This window comes from Halobacillus naozhouensis (genome assembly GCF_029714185.1).
GTDB classification, from domain to species: Bacteria; Bacillota; Bacilli; order Bacillales; family Halobacillaceae; genus Halobacillus_A; species Halobacillus_A naozhouensis.
The window spans coordinates 1313764-1330256 of the sequence record NZ_CP121671.1 but is presented as its reverse complement, the minus strand read 5'-3'; the positions used below and the strand labels follow the sequence as shown (position 1 = coordinate 1330256).

The window sequence follows — 16493 nt, the reverse complement described above, 5'->3', positions numbered from 1 at the left end:
AGCTTAGGCCGCTCACTTTTTTTATTGCTCTTGCGATCCGCCATCCAGTACCTCTTGTTGGAAAAAGTCTTCAAATGTAGAAACTTTCTGTGATCCAACAATTCTTGCTACCTCTTCTCCATTTTCATAATGTACAAGAGTCGGTGTCGCTTCAATGCCATATTCTTGCCACATATTCTTGAACTCCAGCAGATTCAGCTTTTTCATATCGACTCCAAGTTCTTGTACCAATGGAACCAGTACAGGAGTCGTTCGCTGACAGTGAACACATTCCGGACTGTAAAAGTAAACCGTCGTCGGCTCTCCTGAGCTGATTTGTTCTTTCAACTCGTCCGGCTGAATCTGATTTTGGTAGTTCGGATCATCGAGCTGTTCAATAGTTGCCTGCTCTAAACTACTCTGTCCATATGGATTCCCTTCTGCTTTCTCGGAGTTTTGATAGTTGACCACAAAAGCCAGGATTATTAATAATCCAACTAATATCGTTCCAAATATAATCATATTTTTCTTCATTAGCTATTCTTCCTCTCTGACCTAATGATCATCACATGACTTACGAAAATAATAATAAATGCTGTGCCCGCTAAAAAAGGAATGGTAATAAAGCCTAAGTAGTTGACGTATTCTGCATTGCACGGAACTAATCCACAGGAATCTCCCGCTGATTGAAAGGCTGGTACTTTTTGAATTAAGTAGTGATAGATTGAAACAGCCATTCCTATCCCGCTAAGAATTAACCCAGCAATTGCCATTTCCACTTTCTTTTTAATTAAAGCAGCTCCATAAACAATGACTAACGGATACATGAGAATTCGTTGATACCAACAAAGCTCACACGGGGTGTATCCTAATATCTCTGAATAAAACAAACTCCCAAGTGCAGCCACAAGGGCTTGAGCCCAAGCAATAAATAACAAAGTCTCACTTTGTTTCTTCATTCTGATCGTCCCTTCTCCTTCTCTCCACATGCTATTATACAAGTTATTGCTTTGAAATTAAACTAAATTAGCCTTATCAAAAGCCACTTTTTCCCTATTGTCAAAAAACATCCAAAACCAGACTAAGCTGACACGATCAGCAGCGCCTATTGCCAGAGAAATAATGGCCCAGACCGACTATCCATCTGCACTCCTCTCTCTTTCTCTTTCATTTGAAGTGTCTTCCTCTAAAGGATGAAGATAATCCAGAAACTACGTTTAAAGAACAAAGAACAGGGAATACATTTTAGTGGAGACAACTTTACTTCGGAAGGATGATAATCAATGGATGAAAAAATGAAGAAACTAATCGATGGATTAAATGAAGACTTAGCTCATGAATATGCTGCTTCCATTATGTACACATACAACGCTGCAGTAGTATCAGGGCTTTATCGTTCTGTTCTCAAACCGTTTTTTGAAAGTGAAGTAGCAGATGAACAAGGACACGCTATTTATCTGGCGGAAAAGATCAGTATCCTTGGAGGTAACCCTACGACGAAACCAGCTGAGGTTAAGCCTTTATCTGAGGTAAAAGAAATGTTAACAGAAGCAAGAAATTCTGAATACGAAACGATTAAACGTTATGAGGTTCGTAAAGAGCAGGCTGATGAATTAGGTCTTACTGAACTTTCCATTAAACTTGACGATTTAATCGCGGATGAAACTGGTCATATGGAAGAGATTGACCGCTTGTTAAAAGATTCTCGTTTACACTAAGCATAAAGATTCAATAAGCTCGCCATGCGGCGAGCTTATTTTGTTTCATTTTTGTCTGAATCCTTGATATATTGAATACCATAGAGAACAAGAAGGAGGAATATAGATGTGGGAGTCCGTTTTTCAGGCTATTGATGACCAATATGAAAACATGGTGAGGACCAGAAGGTATTTACACAAGCACCCAGAAGTTTCGTTTCATGAAACAGAAACAGCATCTTTTATCGCAGATACATATGAACGGCTCGGCATCCCTTACCAAAAAGGTGTCGGAGGAAATGGAATTGTTGCGACATTAGCTGGCGGAAAGCCCGGAAAGAAAGTCGCACTGCGGGCAGATTTTGACGCATTGCCGATTCAGGAAGAAAACGAAGTGGATTACAAATCAACCAACGATGGTGCTATGCATGCCTGTGGACACGACGGTCATACGGCTGCTCTTTTAGGCCTGGCAGAAGCCCTTCTTCCTTTTCAAGACCAGCTTCCTGGCACAGTGATCTTTGTTCATCAGCATGCCGAAGAGCTTGTTCCAGGCGGCGCTAAAGCGATGATTAATACAGGCGCACTCGATGATGTAGATGCCGTATTTGGAACACATTTATGGGCAAGCACACCTCTTGGCGTGATCCAAACATCCAAAGGCCCGTTTATGGCTGGAGCCGATAGTTTTACCATTAAGATCCAGGGAAAAGGCGGGCATGGAGCTCAACCGCACCTGACCAAAGATGCGCTTGTGATCGCTTCCCAGCTCGTGTCTTCTTTACAGCAAGTGGTGAGCCGCAAGGTCGATCCGCTCAAAACAGCTGTGCTCACTGTCGGAACATTTGAATCAGGTCAAACGTTTAACATTATTGCCGACACGGCCACCTTAACAGGAACAGTCCGGACATTTGACCCTGAAGTTCAAGAGCTGATCATCGAAGAAATGGAAAAAACGATCAAAGGGGCCTGCTTAGGTGCTGGTGCCGACTATACATTTGATTACGAAAAGGGTTATCCACCGGTAGACAATCACGCTGCTCAGGCCGAGTTGATTTTAAAGGACGCGACGAAAGCCGATTCCTCCCTGCGAACCGAAGAAGTGGACCCATCGATGGCTGGCGAGGACTTTGCCTACTACTTACAAAAGAAACCAGGTGCCTTTTACTTTACAGGGGCCCAAATTCCCGGACATGCCTATCCTCATCACCATCCGAAGTTTGATTTTGACGAGCGTGCTCTTCCACATGCAGCTAAAACGCTGGTGCAAGCTTACCGTTCCTTTCAAGAACAACATGATTAATTTTTTAACATTCGGAGACGATAAGCATTCATTGTCGTCTCCCCTAATTGCTCAAGAAATCGCTTATTAGCCACATAACCTACGATTGCTCCGAAGCCGGGAACGAGCTGAAACAATTTAGCGAGGTCAATTGTATCCCGATATTCAATTTGCAACGTTTTCCAGTCTATTTCTTTACGCTCTGGCGGTGCCGCTTCCCAGTCCAACAAAATATCCCGCACCTTCACGCGCTCCTCATCACTTGAAAAAGCGAGCATAAAAATGTGCAGTAAATACACTCGCTCCTCATATTCATTCACATTAAAGCCGTAGTACTGCGCTGAATCAAACAGAAACTTCATTTTAATACTCAACAGCAGTGGGAAATCGGCTGCCCCAAGCCAGAAGCCTCCAAACCCCGTCCCTGCCCCTTCCCAGGAGGCAGCTCCTTTATATTCTTGAAGACGCTGCTTAACTAGGTCTTCTCGTTCCTTAAAGGTCAGTGTTTCATCAATATCGATTGGGCGAATATATTTGGAAGACGTTAACGCCAATTCGATCATCTTGCGGACACTCTCCGTTACAATCGAATGGACCCGATCAGGTATTCGTTCATTGATCGACGACTGCAGTCGCTTGGAAGATCTTTGAATGATGGAAGAACGCTTCTCCAGTGACTTGCTCCACCTTATTGCTTCTTTATACGCTTCTGTTTCATAGCCCATTGAACTGCCTCCTATCTGAAAAATACGGCTCCTCACAAAAGAGGAACCGTACTACACTAATTTTTGTTTTACATAACCTTGAATAAAGGCAGCGCTAAACGCGAGTCCCCCTATCAATACGATAACCGCCCCTAACCAGTTAGCCTGAATAACGAACAACAACGTAAAAACAACGGTCTGGACAACCATCAGCTGTGTAAGCCCTTTGAGCATCGCCGTTTGCTTCCATTCCTGCTTAATTGGATATAAATCAAGCCAGGCCACTGTACGGTGGTGATTCCAAAGCGACATCATTTGGAATGCGCTTAGATACAGAAATAGGATCGCGAAGGCTATCTTTACCCACAAGTTCGGTACAAACCAAATCGCAAGGCAGCCGATCGCCACTAAACGTAAGTACATTCCTAAATAGTCACTACTGCGAACAAAGGTGATTCGGTACAAATACGTAAAGGTTTGATCCTGACGATACCTTACCGGAGCAAGCAAGAGCCGAACGAGCGAATGTCTCTTCTTCACGGTGTTTTTCAAATGAGGAACATCTGTAAACATATTCGCGATTCGGTAAAAAGTCCGCATCCGTGCCTGATCCTTACTAACTAGTAAATCAAAGGCTAGTCCAGCTTTTTTCCGTGATAAGTAGTAGGCGTACAACATGATCGCAACGAGGAATATCGTAACAATACTTGCGAAGATCCATTCACCTTGAGCCAGAAAATAAAACAGAAGTACACTGATGACTCCTCTTACCAGTTGATCCGTCAGGCGGATATTCGCATTGCGTTCCTTGAGCATCCACCAATTGGCCAGCATATTCCACCCTTTTGCAATCAAGATAACAGCGAGCATCATTAAATAATGACGTGTCCCAAGCCCAGGATAAGAAGCAAAGTACAAAGGCCCAAGTGCAGCAGCCACAAGGAAAATTAAATACAACTGAATTATAAAACTGTAATAGAGACAACGTTTGAAATAATCACCAAGCTGATGTTCTGCCGGCAGAAGGAAAATTAAGTCCGGCTCCTTCAACAAAGTACGAACGGGACTGTAGCTAGCTACTAGCCCAAAGGCAATTCCTACAATCCAGGCAGTTGGAAACGAGTCCGGCAGATCCATAAGCCACTGTTGATAGTAATAGGCCAGAGCTGATATAAAGAAAATCATCGCAATCGCGATATGTCCGTTGAAAATATAACGCAAGTACCGACTTGTTTCCTTCATGTGTTCCTGAAAGCGCTGGTTCCAAAACGTTTTTGCATCAATCATGATTTTCTTCCTTCGTCAAAGCAATATAAATATCGTCCAAAGAAGCTCCTGGCTTATTAAACGACTGTCTCAACTCATCGAGCGTGCCCATGGCGCGTATTTTACCATCATGGAGAATAACGAAACGATCACAGTATTTTTCCGCTGTCGCCAAAATATGAGTAGACATTAACACTCCTGCTCCATTTTCCTTCATTTCATCCATCCATTGAAGGTAAGATTGAATCCCCAGCGGATCGAGACCCACAAAAGGTTCATCCACGATATACAGCTCAGGCTCAATCAAGAAGGCACACATGATCATCACCTTCTGCCTCATTCCTTTGGAAAAATGGACAGGAAACCAATTGAGCTTTTTCTCTAACCGAAATTCTTTTAATAAAGGGTCAAGCCGTTTTTTAAATAGATCCTCTGGCACATTATAAGCCATGGCCGTTAAATGCAGATGCTCGTATAGGGTCAATTCATCGTACAATATCGGCATTTCAGGGATATAAGCCAGCTGCTGCCGGTAATTCTCAGGATCCTGTTCAAATGTCGTACCATTAATGGCTACTTTTCCTTTTTTAGCTTGCATCATGCCAATGACATGCTTTATTGTTGTACTCTTCCCAGCCCCGTTTAAACCTATTAATCCAACGATCTCTTTCGGAAATACGTCAAACGAAATGCCATGCAGTACATTTTTATGTGTGTAGCCTCCGTGAAGGTTATCAATATGTAACAAGGATTTCATAGTTTTCCCTCTTTTCCATTGCGTACATTCTTCACAAATTTTATCACACTTTTCCTGAGGGTTGCACCTTTCTACTATAGAAGGACGGTTATCGTGAAAACGCCCTATGATATGATATAATTATACAAATATGACCAAGGAGTGAAGGACATGACACAAGTAGATGATTGTATTTTTTGCAAAATTGTTAACGGTGAAATCCCTTCTGCTAAGGTGTATGAAGACGATGATGTATATGCCTTTCTTGACATAAGTCAAGTTACAAAAGGACACACCTTAATTATTCCGAAAGAACATACGAAGGACATTTACCATACCGATTCAGGTGTAGCTGAAAAGCTGTTCGCTCAGGTCCCTAAGATTGCCAGTGCCCTTAAGCAATCGTTTGAACCCATTGGCCTTAACCTTTTGAATAACAACGAAGAGCCTGCCGGGCAGTCTGTTTTCCATTTACATATCCACCTTATTCCAAGGTATGGAGCCGAGGATGGTTTTGAGCCTCAATGGACTGTGCACACAGACGACTATACAAGTGAAGATCTGCAGCAGATCGCGAGCGATATTGGTCGAAATATTCAGAATTGAACACGCACGAAAGCTTTGCATAGTGCTTAATTTTTGCTATAATGAAGCTATACTTTTGCAGGCGGCCAAGAGGGTATGTCTGAAGAGTGAATTTTTGAACTACCACTAGATGAGATTAGAAGAGATGAGGAGAGATGAACAAAAATGAATACTCGTGTTTTAGTTATGCTGTCTTTGTTAATTGGGATCGGTGCGGTGCTGCATGCGATTATGCCCCCGTTTTTCTTGGGGATGCGGCCAGATATGATGCTTGCGATGATGTTTTTAGGGATTATGTTATTTCCTAGACTGCCGTATGTCCTGCTCTTATCTGTAGCGACTGGATTTATTTCAGCCCTAACCACCACAGTACCTGGAGGACAGATAGCTAACTTAATTGATAAACCGTTAACTGCATTATCCTTCTTCGGATTATATATCGCACTGCGAAATTTGCTTAAGAAGGTTACAGCCCCAATTCTAACAGCGATAGGTACGGTCATTAGCGGTACTATTTTCTTAAGTTGTATATTATTTGTGATTGGGCTTATGGATGCCAGCTTTACGGTTATGTTTGCGACAGTTGTTCTTCCAACAGCTGTGGTCAATACAGTCGTAATGACAGTCATTTATCCGATTGCTCAACGCATTATGAAACGTTCAAAAATCAGTCAATCCTTACCCGTACAGCCATTAAGTTGATACGGTCTCGGGCAGTATAAAGACCGCTACATCATGTGTAGTGGTCTTTTTCTCTAAGAACACCACTATTTTTAACATTTTTCATGATTTTAGGTTTCAATTTCAGGTATTAAGAGAAAATAATATATAGGAGATGGAATCGAAAGGGGTTTTTTTATGCCAAACGCAAAATCACTCGTCCTCGGAATGATTGTAGGTGGAGTCGCTGGAGCAGCTTATACATTGCTTAACACACCATCGTCTGGACGTGACTTCCGTGAAAATGCCAAGCTGAAAAGCGAGAACTTGAAAACAACGATCCTAAGTTTGAAAGAAGAAGGATTTCAGCTGAAAGATCAAATTGCTCAAACCTCTAAAGAAGGCGCAGAACTCATCAAAGAATTATCAGAAGATGTGAAACAATCTATCGAAAGCTGGAAACAAACCGTTGAACCTCATCAGAAGAAAATTCAAAGCTATCTGGAACAAATCGAAGACAGCTTAAAGGAACTTGAGGAAAAAGCGAAGGCTGAACAGAGTACAGATACTCAGCCGAGTCATGAAGTGGTTAATCACCAATAGGTAACATTCAACGAAAAAAGCAGCACTCCGGCAAATGCGGAGTGCTGCTTTTATCATGACTTTTATTCTTTTGGCTGAAGATCTTCAATGGATTCTACATCCATATAAGATGGTACAACAAGTCCTATTTTAGCGCCTTTCAGGTTGGCACCTAAATCAACTAAACTATCTTTATACTCTGCATATAGGTCACCGTGGGTTCCTGGAAGCCAGGCAGCTACCATTCCTGTTACTTCACCTTCTGCAACAGCTTCCCACATTGGACCATTATTAAGCGGTGTAATCGTTACGTCAAACCCTTGTTGTTTCAATACTTCTGCTACAACATTCGTTGACGCAATTTCAGTATCCCAATTTACATACACAAGCTCGACACTCTTTCCATCAACTTTTTCAGTGCCTTTAGTCCAAGAGCTTACTTTGTCCTGGTTCTTTTCAATCCATGCCTTCGCAGCTTCTTCTGGAGCTGTTCCTTCATTAATATCTAACATAACACTTTGAATGTCTTCAGAAGACCACTTGAACTGATCAAGAATCTTATAAGCATTTGGCTTATCTTCTTTCAATCCTTTACGAACCATTGTTTTAATCTTTTCTGCTTCCCCAAAAACACCTTTAGGATCTTTTAGATATTTCAAATCATATTTTTCAAATTTCCAGTGAGGTGACCAGCCTGTTACTACGATTGGCTCTTCATTTTCAATCGCGTCGCCTAAAGCTGTCGCCATAGCGCCTGAGGAAGAAGTTGACACTTCCCACCCAGCAAGACTGTCGTATTCTTTTACAGCATCCTGAGCTGCTGCTACTACACCAGCACCTGCTTCAATACCTGTGATGGTGTAATCTAATTGTTCCCCATAATTTGCTTCACCTTCGCCTCCGCTTGCGTTTGAGCTATCTTCTTCAGAAGATCCGCAACCAGCTGCCACAAGTGTAAGTGAAAGACCTGCAGCAATTCCTAGACGTTTCAAGTTTAAATTAAACATGAAAAAGTTTCTCCCCTTTAATAAAATATATTTATTGTCAAAAGACTGTTGTAAGCCTTTATAACCTAATGGATTAAGCTTGATCTCCGCGTTGCGTATTTAGATTTTGTGTGAAGCGGTCAATGATAATCGCTAAAATAACAATACCCAGACCCGCAACAAAACCTGTACCTACTTCAGCACGCTGAAGACCTGTAATAACTGTCTGACCCAGTCCCTTGGCACCGATCATAGATGCAATAACTACCATGGACAGTGCCAGCATAACCGTTTGGTTGATTCCTGCCATAATCGTTTTCTTAGCCATAGGCAGCTGGACTTTAAATAGCTTCTGAAAGCCTGTTGTACCAAAGGCATCAGATGCTTCAATTAACTGATGAGAAACCTGGCGAATCCCAAGGTTTGTAAAACGTACGGTTGGCGGTGTCGCAAAGATAACAGAAGCAAACACACCAGGGACCATCCCGATACTAAAGAAGGCAACAGCCGGTATTAAGTAAACAAAGGCTGGCATCGTCTGCATGAAATCCAAAATTGGTGTCAAAATGCTTTGTACGACTTTGCTTTTCGCCATCCATATCCCGAATGGAACACCGATGATGACCGAGATTAAACTAGCAAATATAACTAAGGTAAACGTGTTCATCAACTCTGGCCATAGCTCCTGGTTCTGAATAAACCAAAGTCCAATTACAGAAAAGGCTGTGAGTCCTATTCTTTTGCCTGAAATAAAGAAGGCAATTAGTCCAACGACGACAATAAATAACCAAATAGGAATCCCCATTAGCAGTCCTTCTGCAAAAAACTCTATAAAATTACCGAAATCTTCTTTAATAAAATCAAATAGAAATTCAAATGTATCTGTGGTCCATTCCGTAGCTGCAGAAACCCATTCAGCTACTGGTAACTTAGGAATTATTTTCATTTACATTCACCTCATTTCCAGCTAATGCGGCCAGAACGGAACCTCTTACAATAATTCCGAGCAGCTTTCCTTCTTCAACAACTGCAACAGGAACTGGTGCATCGTGAATAATCGTAAAGATTTCTTGCACCGAGGTATTTTTTTGCACTTGTGGAACCTCTGATCGCAAAATCGTTTTTAAGCTTCTTTCTTCATTTTTAGCTGCCTCTGCTACATCGTCAGCCGTGACATAGCCATGAAGATTCCTCTTCGCATCGGTAACATAAATACTTGAGAGGCCTTCTTTGCGCATGCGTTCAAGCGCAGTTCTCGGACCATGCTTCTCAACATCTACTGTTTCTGGACGCTTCATGACGTGTTCCGCTGTTAAAACTTTAGAACGGTCGACATCTTCAACGAATTTCTCAACATACTCATTCGCTGGATTAACCAGAATTTCTTCTGGAGTTCCGACTTGTACAATTCGTCCGTCCTTCATCAGCGCAATTCGATCCCCGATCCGCAGTGCTTCATCTAGATCGTGGGTAATAAACAAAATCGTTTTCTTCATCGACTCTTGCAGTTCGAGCAGTTCATCCTGCATCTCTTTTCGAATAAGTGGATCCAGTGCTGAGAAAGCTTCGTCCATCAATAACACTTCCGGGTCATTAGCAAGAGCACGGGCTAAACCGACACGCTGCTGCATTCCGCCTGAGAGCTGTCCAGGAAATTGTTGAATGTAACCTCCAAGCCCTACCATTTCCAGCGATTCTTTCGCTTTTTTCTTCCGTTCTTCCTTATCGACCCCTTGTACTTCCAGACCGAACTCGGCATTTTCCAAAATTGTTCGATGAGGGAACAGAGCAAAGCGTTGGAAAACCATGCTCAATTTCTGCCGGCGTACTTCCCTTAACTTTTGCTTATCAATTTTCGCCAAGTCTTCTCCGTCAATGTACACACTGCCTTCTGTTGGTTCAATTAATCTATTAATTAAACGAACTAAAGTAGATTTACCACTTCCAGAAAGGCCCATGATGACAAAAATTTCACCTTCCTCCACATCAAAGGATGCTCGATTAACACCCACTGTGTTTCCGGTCTTTTCTAGTATTTCTTCTTTAGATAAACCTTCATCCAGATACTTCGTTGCTTTCTTCGCATTTCTTCCGAAGATCTTAGAGAGGTCCTTCACTTCAATGATCGGCACTTCTCTCACCTCATGTTATTATTGTTCAGTCATTGTACGACCAATGTACTCATTCCATCGACTTATATACTGTAACCTATTTGCAATATAAAGTTCAAACGATAAATTCTTAAAAATAAGTTCAAAAATTACGTACAGTTTATTCTGTACAGAATTTAAATACGAAACCCCTGCATTTTTCGACAAATATCTCCGTTTTTCTAGATTATCTGTAATTTTTCAATTTTTGGTATGTATAGTAATGTGAGATTAACCTAACTTCAGCAAGGAGAGAATCGAATGGTGTCTACTTCTAATCAAACAATTGAACATTTTAACAACAAGGTTATCCAGGAGTTCTCTAAAACACTAGAAATGTTTGGCCTATCCCTGGCAGATGCTCGTCTGTTTGTGACGCTCTATCTGCATCGTCGTCCTATGACACTTGATGAAATGAGCGAATCCCTTGGTAAAAGTAAAACTTCCATGAGCACCGGTGTCCGGTACTTAGTTGATCAAGGGTTAGTCGAGCGCGTGTGGAAGAAAGGGGTTAGAAAAGACCTTTATCAAGCAGATGAAAATTTATATAGGAAGTTCATGTCTTCCTATATACAAAAGTGGCTTGACGCCAGTCATGACCAGATGGCTGCACTCCAAGCCATTGATCATCAAATGGAAAATGGCTCTTATCAAGAACAGCAAAAATCCGAAGTTACCCATTTACAAAAACGGCTCTCAGACATGATCAGCTTTCATCACCATATTTCTAATACATTTCAGGAAATCAAACCAACCAATAGCACACCTTTGCCGTAACATTATTAAGCCTATGCACCACTGTAATTTAATATCAATATAAGAAAGGCCTTCCTGTTTCGAAAGAGAAGCTTTCAACTTGTAGAGAAACCTCGGAATTTTCTACAAGTTTTTAGAGAAACACAAAGTCACTGAAAGGTCTATTAAATAGACTACAAACTGAAAGCCCTTCCTATTTATAAGGAAGGGCTTTCTTATATACGGATTAACTTTAATAACTGGTCTGTAAGGTTCGGGTGTATTTTCTCTTCATACATAGCCATGATCGTACCCTCGACCGGCAATTTATAACACAGCATTCCAGCAAAATGAATAAGTAGAGGAGAATGATCAATTAACCCGTTCTCCTGGTCTTGCTCATATGTATGTTCAAGCTCCTCAAATAATCTGATCGTCTCCAAATATTCCGCTTCCGTTAAACCATATTTGATGACCATCTGAGTAAAGGGATAATGCTTCATTTTCTTCACATTCATAAGGAGCTGAACTTGAAAATGAAGGTCTTTATTAGAATCCTCTCTCACCACTTCCACTTGCCTCCTTTTTTTCACTGCAGCAAAAACATTTTACTGTATTTATAAGCCCTTTTAAATGGATAAAAAAATTAATATTATTTTCGTGAAAAACCTATTGATTTTTCATACGAAACATACTAATATACGTCTTGTGCTGATAAAGCTCTACAGCACTTACGAGTTGATCATACCGATATTATAAATCAATTCACAATATTTTTGTTTCGCAAAGGAGGATTCTATCATGAATTGCTGGAAATCAGTAAATATTAACAAAGAGTTCGGTTTTAATCGTGTCTGCTTACTTTCACTATTAACTGGACTAATGTCGTTTCTAGTAATCTACCTTCCATTATCTATCATGCATGGCACGACCCAGATGATCGATCTTGGATTTATTCCCTTATTGATAGGGTTATTTCTCTTACCTGCGATGCACCGACTCATGCATATTTTACCATTAGTATTACTTTATAAACGAGTACGCGTAACATTCAAATTCAGAAAAAGATTTACACCGACCTTTACGTATCAATGTACGTCAAAGCTTTCTAAACAAACATCCATCATTATGGCCATGGCACCTACTTTATTAATTACTGTGCCGGCTATAATGATGAGCGTCATATATCCAGGCTACTTTGCCTACCTGGTCATCTTCGCAGCTGTTAATATTGGACTTTCACTTCCCGATTTTCTTTATTTAAATCAGTTTGCGCGAGCACCGCGCCGCTGTGTGATTGCCAATTCTAAATCTGGCTACGACATCCTGATCCAAAGACCGGAATTGTAATAATTCATAAGCGCCGCTCTTATAATGTAGAGCAGGCGCTTTTTTTCAGATGCCTGTCTAATGGTACATAATGAACAGATTGACCAGCAAGCGAATAAATTACCGCCTACTATTCGTACGAGCCCTATAATGGTTTCTTCTGTTCAAGGTGATAAAATTTTGATAGAGTAGGTTAATAGGAATAAAGGAGGTTCTTCATTGTGGCATTCGTATTTATTATTTACGGTCTAGTCGTCTTATTTGTATTCAATTCTCTCACTCATTCCTTATGTTTAAAAACTAAAATGTCCACTGAAAAACAATCACGGGTTTTTCGAACAATTAACGTACTGATCACCATACTGCTGATCACTTCATATGTAGACGTCATCAATCATATGTAACCAAACAGGCTATGTTCAACTTACAAACATAGCCTGTTTTTCAAAGTTAAATTACATCCATGCTGCACCTACGATGATGAGCAAGATAAATAAAACTACGATTAACGCAAATCCACCACCATATCCGTAACTCATAAACTCACCCCCAACCTTGAGACATATCACATCCTATGCGATAAAAATCATATGTGAATGGGCCTGAACCTAGACTTATTCTGATTTTTTATACATCTTGTGGAACAGATGAGGTAAAATATGTTATATTAACTCATGGGCTGTTAAACCTCTACGTAAAGAAAGACTACCAAATTGTTCGAGGAGTGTACGTAATCATGAAGAAATTGGCTATAACGGCTGCCCTTGCAGCAAGTGTATTTACTTTATCTGCTTGTTCCTCTGGAGATTCAAAAACAGTGGTAGAAACAAGCGGAGGAGAAGTAACAAAGGAAGAGTTTTACGAAGAACTGAAAAATAAACATGGCGAAAAAGTTTTACAACAGCTAGTGATGGAAGAAGTATTAGCTGCTAATTATGAGGTTTCTGATGAAGCTGTAAATGAAGAGTTAAAAAACCTTAAAGACCAATACGGCGACAAGTTCCAGATGGTCCTTCAACAATCAGGCTTCTCAAATGAAGAGCAATTCAAGGAAGTCATTCGTCTAAGTCTTCTGCAGGAACAGGCTGCAGCGGAAGAAGTAGATATTTCAGAAAAAGAAATGAAACAATACTACGAGCGCATGAAGACAGAAGTTCAAGCAAGTCACATTTTAGTGTCTGATGAGAAAACAGCTAAAGAAGTGAAACAGAAGCTTGAAAACGGTGAAGATTTTGGAACGCTGGCCAGCGAATATTCTAAAGATGGTTCTGCGAAAAAGGGCGGTAAGCTCGGTTACTTTGGACCTGGTAAAATGGCTCCTAAGTTTGAAGACGCTGCTTACAATCTGGAAGTTGGCCAAATAAGTGATCCTGTTAAGACGCAGTTTGGATATCATATTATTAAAGTAACGGACAAGCGTAAGGTCGAAGATGTAAAACCATACGAAGAAGCGAAGAAAGAAATTAAGCGTACACTCGTTAGTCAAAAAGTAAACCAGCAACAATTACAAGCGAAAATCGATAAACTTATGAAGGAAGCAGAAATCGATGTGAAGCTTGATCAATTCAAAGATTTATTTAAACAGCCAGAACCTCCTAAGAACGAAGGCGGCAATAAATCTTCTGAAGGAAGCAGTTCTGAACAAGGGAATAGCTCTGAAGGTGAGAAAGAATCTTCTAAAGAAGGCAAGTCTGAAGGAGAGCAAAGTTCCTCTGAATAAGGAATAAAGAAGCCAGGTGGATCCCACCTGGCTTTCCTGTTTTAATACATGATATTTTGTGTAAGGGGATAGAATACTTTCTTGGAATCATACGAAACACTCAGCTAATTGACTGACTATTCAGCCTACATCTTTTGCTCCTTTGTTACGCTTTTCTTTTTCCTCATACATTCTTGCCAGATATACTCGTCCCTCACGCTCTATAAATTGCTGTTCTACCTTTTGTTCAGCCCTCATTGCCCGAAAAGCCATAAAGCCACTTACAAAAATGAATACAATACAGAAATATACCCAAATTGGAATACCAAAGATCATCATGATATCCTCCCTGTCCCATTTATCTCTATTCTATGAACGATCGTCCACTGATATGATCAGGAATTAGACAAGGCTCTTTTTCAATTTTCGCAAACCATATCCCCATCTTCTATAATTCTCTATCTATTTCTCAAACGTAGGTTTGTAAAAGGAACGCTGGTCCATTGCATAAATCTTTTCTGTAAATTCCCCTGGCCCGACTTTTTTGAGTGACCGATTTAGCATATTCATGCCAGCATCCATCATATCGATTTGATGCAGCAGCTCAGCCTCCCGTACTAATGGCGGCTTTGGACTGCCCCACTCAGATTTGCCATGATGACTGAGGATCATGTGCTGCAGGATGGTGACCTCTTCTCCCTCAATTTGCAATTCATCAGCAGCCACACGAATTTCTTCTACCATCATCGGGATATGTCCAATCAGTTTTCCTTCAAGCGTATAGCTTGGGGACGTAGGGCCTGAAAGCTCCTTGAGTTTCCCAAGATCGTGCAAAATGATTCCAGCGTACAGTAAGTCCTGGTTAATATCAGGATAAAGAATCGTCAATTGCTTTGCTATGTTTAACATCGAGACAATATGATGCGCGAGACCAGATACGTACTCATGATGGTTTCTTACAGCAGCAGGGTAGTTTAGCAAGTCCTCTTGATAGGTTTTTAAAAAATGCCTCGTAATGCGTTGAATCGAAGGATTTTTCATCTCAAAAATTGCTTCCGTTAAACGTTCCATCAAGTCTTCCTTATTCACTGGAGCTTTTGCAATAAAATCTGTGGCCTGAACGCCATCCGTTGGCTGAACAGGTCTGATACTTTGAATCTTCAGCTGTGGCTTATTACGAAACTGACCAACGTCCCCCTGTACTTTGACAAGCTCTCCTTGTTGAAAGAGAGCTTCGTCCTCGGGCGTCGCCTCCCAAAGCTTCGCATCGATCTCTCCTGATGTATCGGCTAATAATAATGTAAGAAATGGTTTATTGTTGCTCGCTACCCCTTTTGCAGCGGATTTTATTAATAGGAAATAATCAAACGTTTCCCCTAATTGGTGTTGTGCGATTCCTTTCTTCATACGGTCTCTCCTCCCTAATTAAAAAGACCATTCCAATAAAGGCTTCTATCCGCTCACGGTTCATTCTTGGAGTAGAAGTTGGAATAGTCTTACATATGCGCTGAAGAAGCGCACCTTAAAGGTTGGCGCCTCTTTTACTCGTTGTTTTTTTGATCAATCTTAGGAACATACTGAAAGATTTCCCCGGATTCAACGACATGAATAAACCGCATCAGCCAGCGATAATAATTCTGGGCATAATGCAGACGATCAATGTCTTGATCCACTTTTTCCTGTAACGATTCATCTTCTGTCTGTCCTTTAATTTGCAATAGCTCTTGAATCGCTTCATCCGCTTCTTCAATGTTCGTTTCTGTATGGTGTCTCCAGCGGCTTCCAAATAAGGAAGTGAACGACTTATACCAATCTTCTTCTGATTTGTATAAATCTTTTCGCACCCCTTTTTTAAAGGCTGGCTCCACCATCTTCATATCAGATAGGGCTCGTACACCTGTAGACATACTCGTCTTGCTCATTTCAAGGGCCGCGCGCATATCATCAAGGGTCATCGGGTCTTCAGCAAAATAAAGCACCCCGTACAAGCGCCCAATAGATGGAGTCACTCCGTAAAGGCTCATGTTTTTCGCTATCACCTGAATAAATTTTTCAATGGTCTCTTCATAATTTGCCCAGTCTTGTTTATGCTTTTCTGGCAAT

General features: G+C 41.0%; 22 protein-coding genes. 9 read left to right on the top strand and 13 right to left on the bottom strand.

Features of this window, described 5'->3' with window-relative positions:
- Nucleotides 1-21 precede the first annotated feature (21 nt).
- The gene (locus P9989_RS06935; RefSeq protein ID WP_283078047.1) at nt 22-513 is read right to left on the bottom strand and encodes a thioredoxin family protein; all 492 of its coding nucleotides are present in this window, start codon (nt 511-513) and stop codon (nt 22-24) included.
- Nucleotides 513-938 (bottom strand): disulfide oxidoreductase, encoded by a 426-nt coding sequence (locus P9989_RS06930; protein WP_283078046.1) that lies wholly within the window; start codon nt 936-938, stop codon nt 513-515. Before P9989_RS06930 ends, P9989_RS06935 begins: the two co-directional genes overlap by 1 nt.
- A 324-nt stretch (nt 939-1262) precedes the next feature.
- On the opposite strand from P9989_RS06930, the gene P9989_RS06925 reads away from it, so the two are divergent.
- Both P9989_RS06925 and P9989_RS06920 read left to right on the top strand, forming a co-directional pair.
- Nucleotides 1263-1697 (top strand): ferritin-like domain-containing protein, encoded by a 435-nt coding sequence (locus P9989_RS06925; RefSeq protein ID WP_283078045.1) that lies wholly within the window; start codon nt 1263-1265, stop codon nt 1695-1697.
- A 106-nt stretch (nt 1698-1803) separates the two neighbouring features.
- On the top strand, nt 1804-2979 hold the full coding sequence (locus P9989_RS06920) for a M20 metallopeptidase family protein (protein ID WP_283078044.1): 1176 nt from the start codon (nt 1804-1806) through the stop codon (nt 2977-2979).
- Here P9989_RS06920 and P9989_RS06915 read toward each other — a convergent pair.
- Genes P9989_RS06915 through P9989_RS06905 form a run of 3 tightly spaced genes read right to left on the bottom strand, consistent with a single transcriptional unit; the run spans nt 2976 to nt 5685 of the window.
- Nucleotides 2976-3683 (bottom strand): EcsC family protein, encoded by a 708-nt coding sequence (locus tag P9989_RS06915; RefSeq protein WP_283078043.1) that lies wholly within the window; start codon nt 3681-3683, stop codon nt 2976-2978. The genes P9989_RS06920 and P9989_RS06915 overlap by 4 nt on opposite strands.
- 51 nt (nt 3684-3734) lie before the next feature.
- On the bottom strand, nt 3735-4949 hold the full coding sequence (locus P9989_RS06910; RefSeq protein ID WP_283078042.1) for an ABC transporter permease: 1215 nt from the start codon (nt 4947-4949) through the stop codon (nt 3735-3737).
- Complete coding sequence (locus P9989_RS06905) at nt 4942-5685, bottom strand: ABC transporter ATP-binding protein (RefSeq protein ID WP_283078041.1); 744 nt, start codon at nt 5683-5685, stop codon at nt 4942-4944. Before P9989_RS06905 ends, P9989_RS06910 begins: the two co-directional genes overlap by 8 nt.
- A gap of 150 nt (nt 5686-5835) precedes the next feature.
- Between P9989_RS06905 and P9989_RS06900 the strand changes: the two genes are divergently transcribed.
- The 3 genes from P9989_RS06900 (at nt 5836) to P9989_RS06890 (ending at nt 7512) form a co-directional block, all read left to right on the top strand.
- The gene (locus P9989_RS06900; protein WP_283078040.1) at nt 5836-6270 is read left to right on the top strand and encodes an HIT family protein; all 435 of its coding nucleotides are present in this window, start codon (nt 5836-5838) and stop codon (nt 6268-6270) included.
- Between the two features lie 144 nt (nt 6271-6414).
- Nucleotides 6415-6951: a tryptophan transporter gene (locus P9989_RS06895; RefSeq protein WP_283078039.1), complete on the top strand. Its 537-nt coding sequence runs from the start codon at nt 6415-6417 to the stop codon at nt 6949-6951.
- Between the two features lie 156 nt (nt 6952-7107).
- Nucleotides 7108-7512 (top strand): YtxH domain-containing protein, encoded by a 405-nt coding sequence (locus P9989_RS06890; RefSeq protein ID WP_283078038.1) that lies wholly within the window; start codon nt 7108-7110, stop codon nt 7510-7512.
- Between the two features lie 62 nt (nt 7513-7574).
- Here the strand turns inward: P9989_RS06890 and P9989_RS06885 are convergent, their stop codons facing one another.
- The 3 genes from P9989_RS06885 to P9989_RS06875 all read right to left on the bottom strand — a co-directional run bounded on the left by P9989_RS06885 (nt 7575) and on the right by P9989_RS06875 (nt 10609).
- Nucleotides 7575-8498, bottom strand: a complete 924-nt coding sequence (locus tag P9989_RS06885; protein ID WP_283078037.1) for a glycine betaine ABC transporter substrate-binding protein — start codon at nt 8496-8498, stop codon at nt 7575-7577.
- A 73-nt stretch (nt 8499-8571) separates the two neighbouring features.
- Nucleotides 8572-9423 carry an ABC transporter permease gene (locus P9989_RS06880; RefSeq protein WP_283078036.1) on the bottom strand — a complete coding sequence of 284 codons (852 nt, stop codon included), beginning with the start codon at nt 9421-9423 and terminating at the stop codon, nt 8572-8574.
- Nucleotides 9407-10609 carry a quaternary amine ABC transporter ATP-binding protein gene (locus P9989_RS06875; RefSeq protein WP_283078035.1) on the bottom strand — a complete coding sequence of 401 codons (1203 nt, stop codon included), beginning with the start codon at nt 10607-10609 and terminating at the stop codon, nt 9407-9409. The genes P9989_RS06880 and P9989_RS06875 overlap by 17 nt, the downstream gene beginning before the upstream one ends.
- 279 nt (nt 10610-10888) lie before the next feature.
- On the opposite strand from P9989_RS06875, the gene P9989_RS06870 reads away from it, so the two are divergent.
- A complete protein-coding gene (locus P9989_RS06870) occupies nt 10889-11404 on the top strand; it encodes a GbsR/MarR family transcriptional regulator (protein WP_283078034.1) in 516 nt (171 codons plus the stop codon).
- A gap of 194 nt (nt 11405-11598) precedes the next feature.
- Here P9989_RS06870 and P9989_RS06865 read toward each other — a convergent pair whose 3' ends face one another.
- Nucleotides 11599-11931 (bottom strand): DUF1878 family protein, encoded by a 333-nt coding sequence (locus P9989_RS06865; protein WP_283078033.1) that lies wholly within the window; start codon nt 11929-11931, stop codon nt 11599-11601.
- Between the two features lie 232 nt (nt 11932-12163).
- Here P9989_RS06865 and P9989_RS06860 point away from each other — a divergent pair, with 232 nt between their 5' ends.
- The gene (locus tag P9989_RS06860; protein ID WP_283078032.1) at nt 12164-12712 is read left to right on the top strand and encodes a DUF3267 domain-containing protein; all 549 of its coding nucleotides are present in this window, start codon (nt 12164-12166) and stop codon (nt 12710-12712) included.
- A 200-nt stretch (nt 12713-12912) separates the two neighbouring features.
- Nucleotides 12913-13095: a hypothetical protein gene (locus P9989_RS06855; RefSeq protein WP_283078031.1), complete on the top strand. Its 183-nt coding sequence runs from the start codon at nt 12913-12915 to the stop codon at nt 13093-13095.
- 51 nt (nt 13096-13146) lie between these two features.
- Here the strand turns inward: P9989_RS06855 and P9989_RS06850 are convergent, their stop codons facing one another.
- The gene (locus P9989_RS06850; RefSeq protein ID WP_079529326.1) at nt 13147-13230 is read right to left on the bottom strand and encodes a YjcZ family sporulation protein; all 84 of its coding nucleotides are present in this window, start codon (nt 13228-13230) and stop codon (nt 13147-13149) included.
- 197 nt (nt 13231-13427) lie between these two features.
- On the opposite strand from P9989_RS06850, the gene P9989_RS06845 reads away from it, so the two are divergent.
- Nucleotides 13428-14411, top strand: coding sequence for a peptidylprolyl isomerase (locus P9989_RS06845; RefSeq protein ID WP_283078030.1), 984 nt, complete (start codon nt 13428-13430; stop codon nt 14409-14411).
- A 120-nt stretch (nt 14412-14531) separates the two neighbouring features.
- On the opposite strand, the gene P9989_RS06840 is transcribed toward P9989_RS06845, so the two are convergent.
- From P9989_RS06840 to P9989_RS06830, 3 genes are all read right to left on the bottom strand, one after another.
- A complete protein-coding gene (locus P9989_RS06840) occupies nt 14532-14729 on the bottom strand; it encodes a sporulation YhaL family protein (protein ID WP_346274893.1) in 198 nt (65 codons plus the stop codon).
- 123 nt (nt 14730-14852) lie between these two features.
- Entirely contained in the window at nt 14853-15797 is a 945-nt protein-coding gene (gene yhaM / locus P9989_RS06835; protein WP_283078029.1) for a 3'-5' exoribonuclease YhaM, read from the bottom strand.
- Nucleotides 15798-15931: 134 nt separating this feature from the next.
- Nucleotides 15932-16492, bottom strand: coding sequence for a GbsR/MarR family transcriptional regulator (locus tag P9989_RS06830; protein ID WP_283078028.1), 561 nt, complete (start codon nt 16490-16492; stop codon nt 15932-15934).
- Between the last annotated feature and the right edge of the window lies 1 nt (nt 16493).

Excerpts from the sequence above, each read along its gene's own strand:
- P9989_RS06930 (WP_283078046.1), bottom strand. The coding sequence starts at position 938 with ATGAAGAAACAAAGTGAGACTTTGTTATTTATTGCTTGGGCTCAAGCC.
- P9989_RS06885 (WP_283078037.1), bottom strand. The coding sequence starts at position 8,498 with ATGTTTAATTTAAACTTGAAACGTCTAGGAATTGCTGCAGGTCTTTCA.
- P9989_RS06845 (WP_283078030.1), top strand. The coding sequence starts at position 13,428 with ATGAAGAAATTGGCTATAACGGCTGCCCTTGCAGCAAGTGTATTTACT.
- P9989_RS06900 (WP_283078040.1), top strand. The coding sequence starts at position 5,836 with ATGACACAAGTAGATGATTGTATTTTTTGCAAAATTGTTAACGGTGAA.
- P9989_RS06890 (WP_283078038.1), top strand. The coding sequence starts at position 7,108 with ATGCCAAACGCAAAATCACTCGTCCTCGGAATGATTGTAGGTGGAGTC.
- P9989_RS06920 (WP_283078044.1), top strand. The coding sequence starts at position 1,804 with ATGTGGGAGTCCGTTTTTCAGGCTATTGATGACCAATATGAAAACATG.
- P9989_RS06880 (WP_283078036.1), bottom strand. The coding sequence starts at position 9,423 with ATGAAAATAATTCCTAAGTTACCAGTAGCTGAATGGGTTTCTGCAGCT.
- yhaM (WP_283078029.1), bottom strand. The coding sequence starts at position 15,797 with ATGAAGAAAGGAATCGCACAACACCAATTAGGGGAAACGTTTGATTAT.
- P9989_RS06925 (WP_283078045.1), top strand. The coding sequence starts at position 1,263 with ATGGATGAAAAAATGAAGAAACTAATCGATGGATTAAATGAAGACTTA.
- P9989_RS06905 (WP_283078041.1), bottom strand. The coding sequence starts at position 5,685 with ATGAAATCCTTGTTACATATTGATAACCTTCACGGAGGCTACACACAT.
- P9989_RS06840 (WP_346274893.1), bottom strand. The coding sequence starts at position 14,729 with ATGATGATCTTTGGTATTCCAATTTGGGTATATTTCTGTATTGTATTC.
- P9989_RS06850 (WP_079529326.1), bottom strand. The coding sequence starts at position 13,230 with ATGAGTTACGGATATGGTGGTGGATTTGCGTTAATCGTAGTTTTATTT.
- P9989_RS06870 (WP_283078034.1), top strand. The coding sequence starts at position 10,889 with ATGGTGTCTACTTCTAATCAAACAATTGAACATTTTAACAACAAGGTT.
- P9989_RS06860 (WP_283078032.1), top strand. The coding sequence starts at position 12,164 with ATGAATTGCTGGAAATCAGTAAATATTAACAAAGAGTTCGGTTTTAAT.
- P9989_RS06935 (WP_283078047.1), bottom strand. The coding sequence starts at position 513 with ATGAAGAAAAATATGATTATATTTGGAACGATATTAGTTGGATTATTA.
- P9989_RS06910 (WP_283078042.1), bottom strand. The coding sequence starts at position 4,949 with ATGATTGATGCAAAAACGTTTTGGAACCAGCGCTTTCAGGAACACATG.
- P9989_RS06895 (WP_283078039.1), top strand. The coding sequence starts at position 6,415 with ATGAATACTCGTGTTTTAGTTATGCTGTCTTTGTTAATTGGGATCGGT.
- P9989_RS06915 (WP_283078043.1), bottom strand. The coding sequence starts at position 3,683 with ATGGGCTATGAAACAGAAGCGTATAAAGAAGCAATAAGGTGGAGCAAG.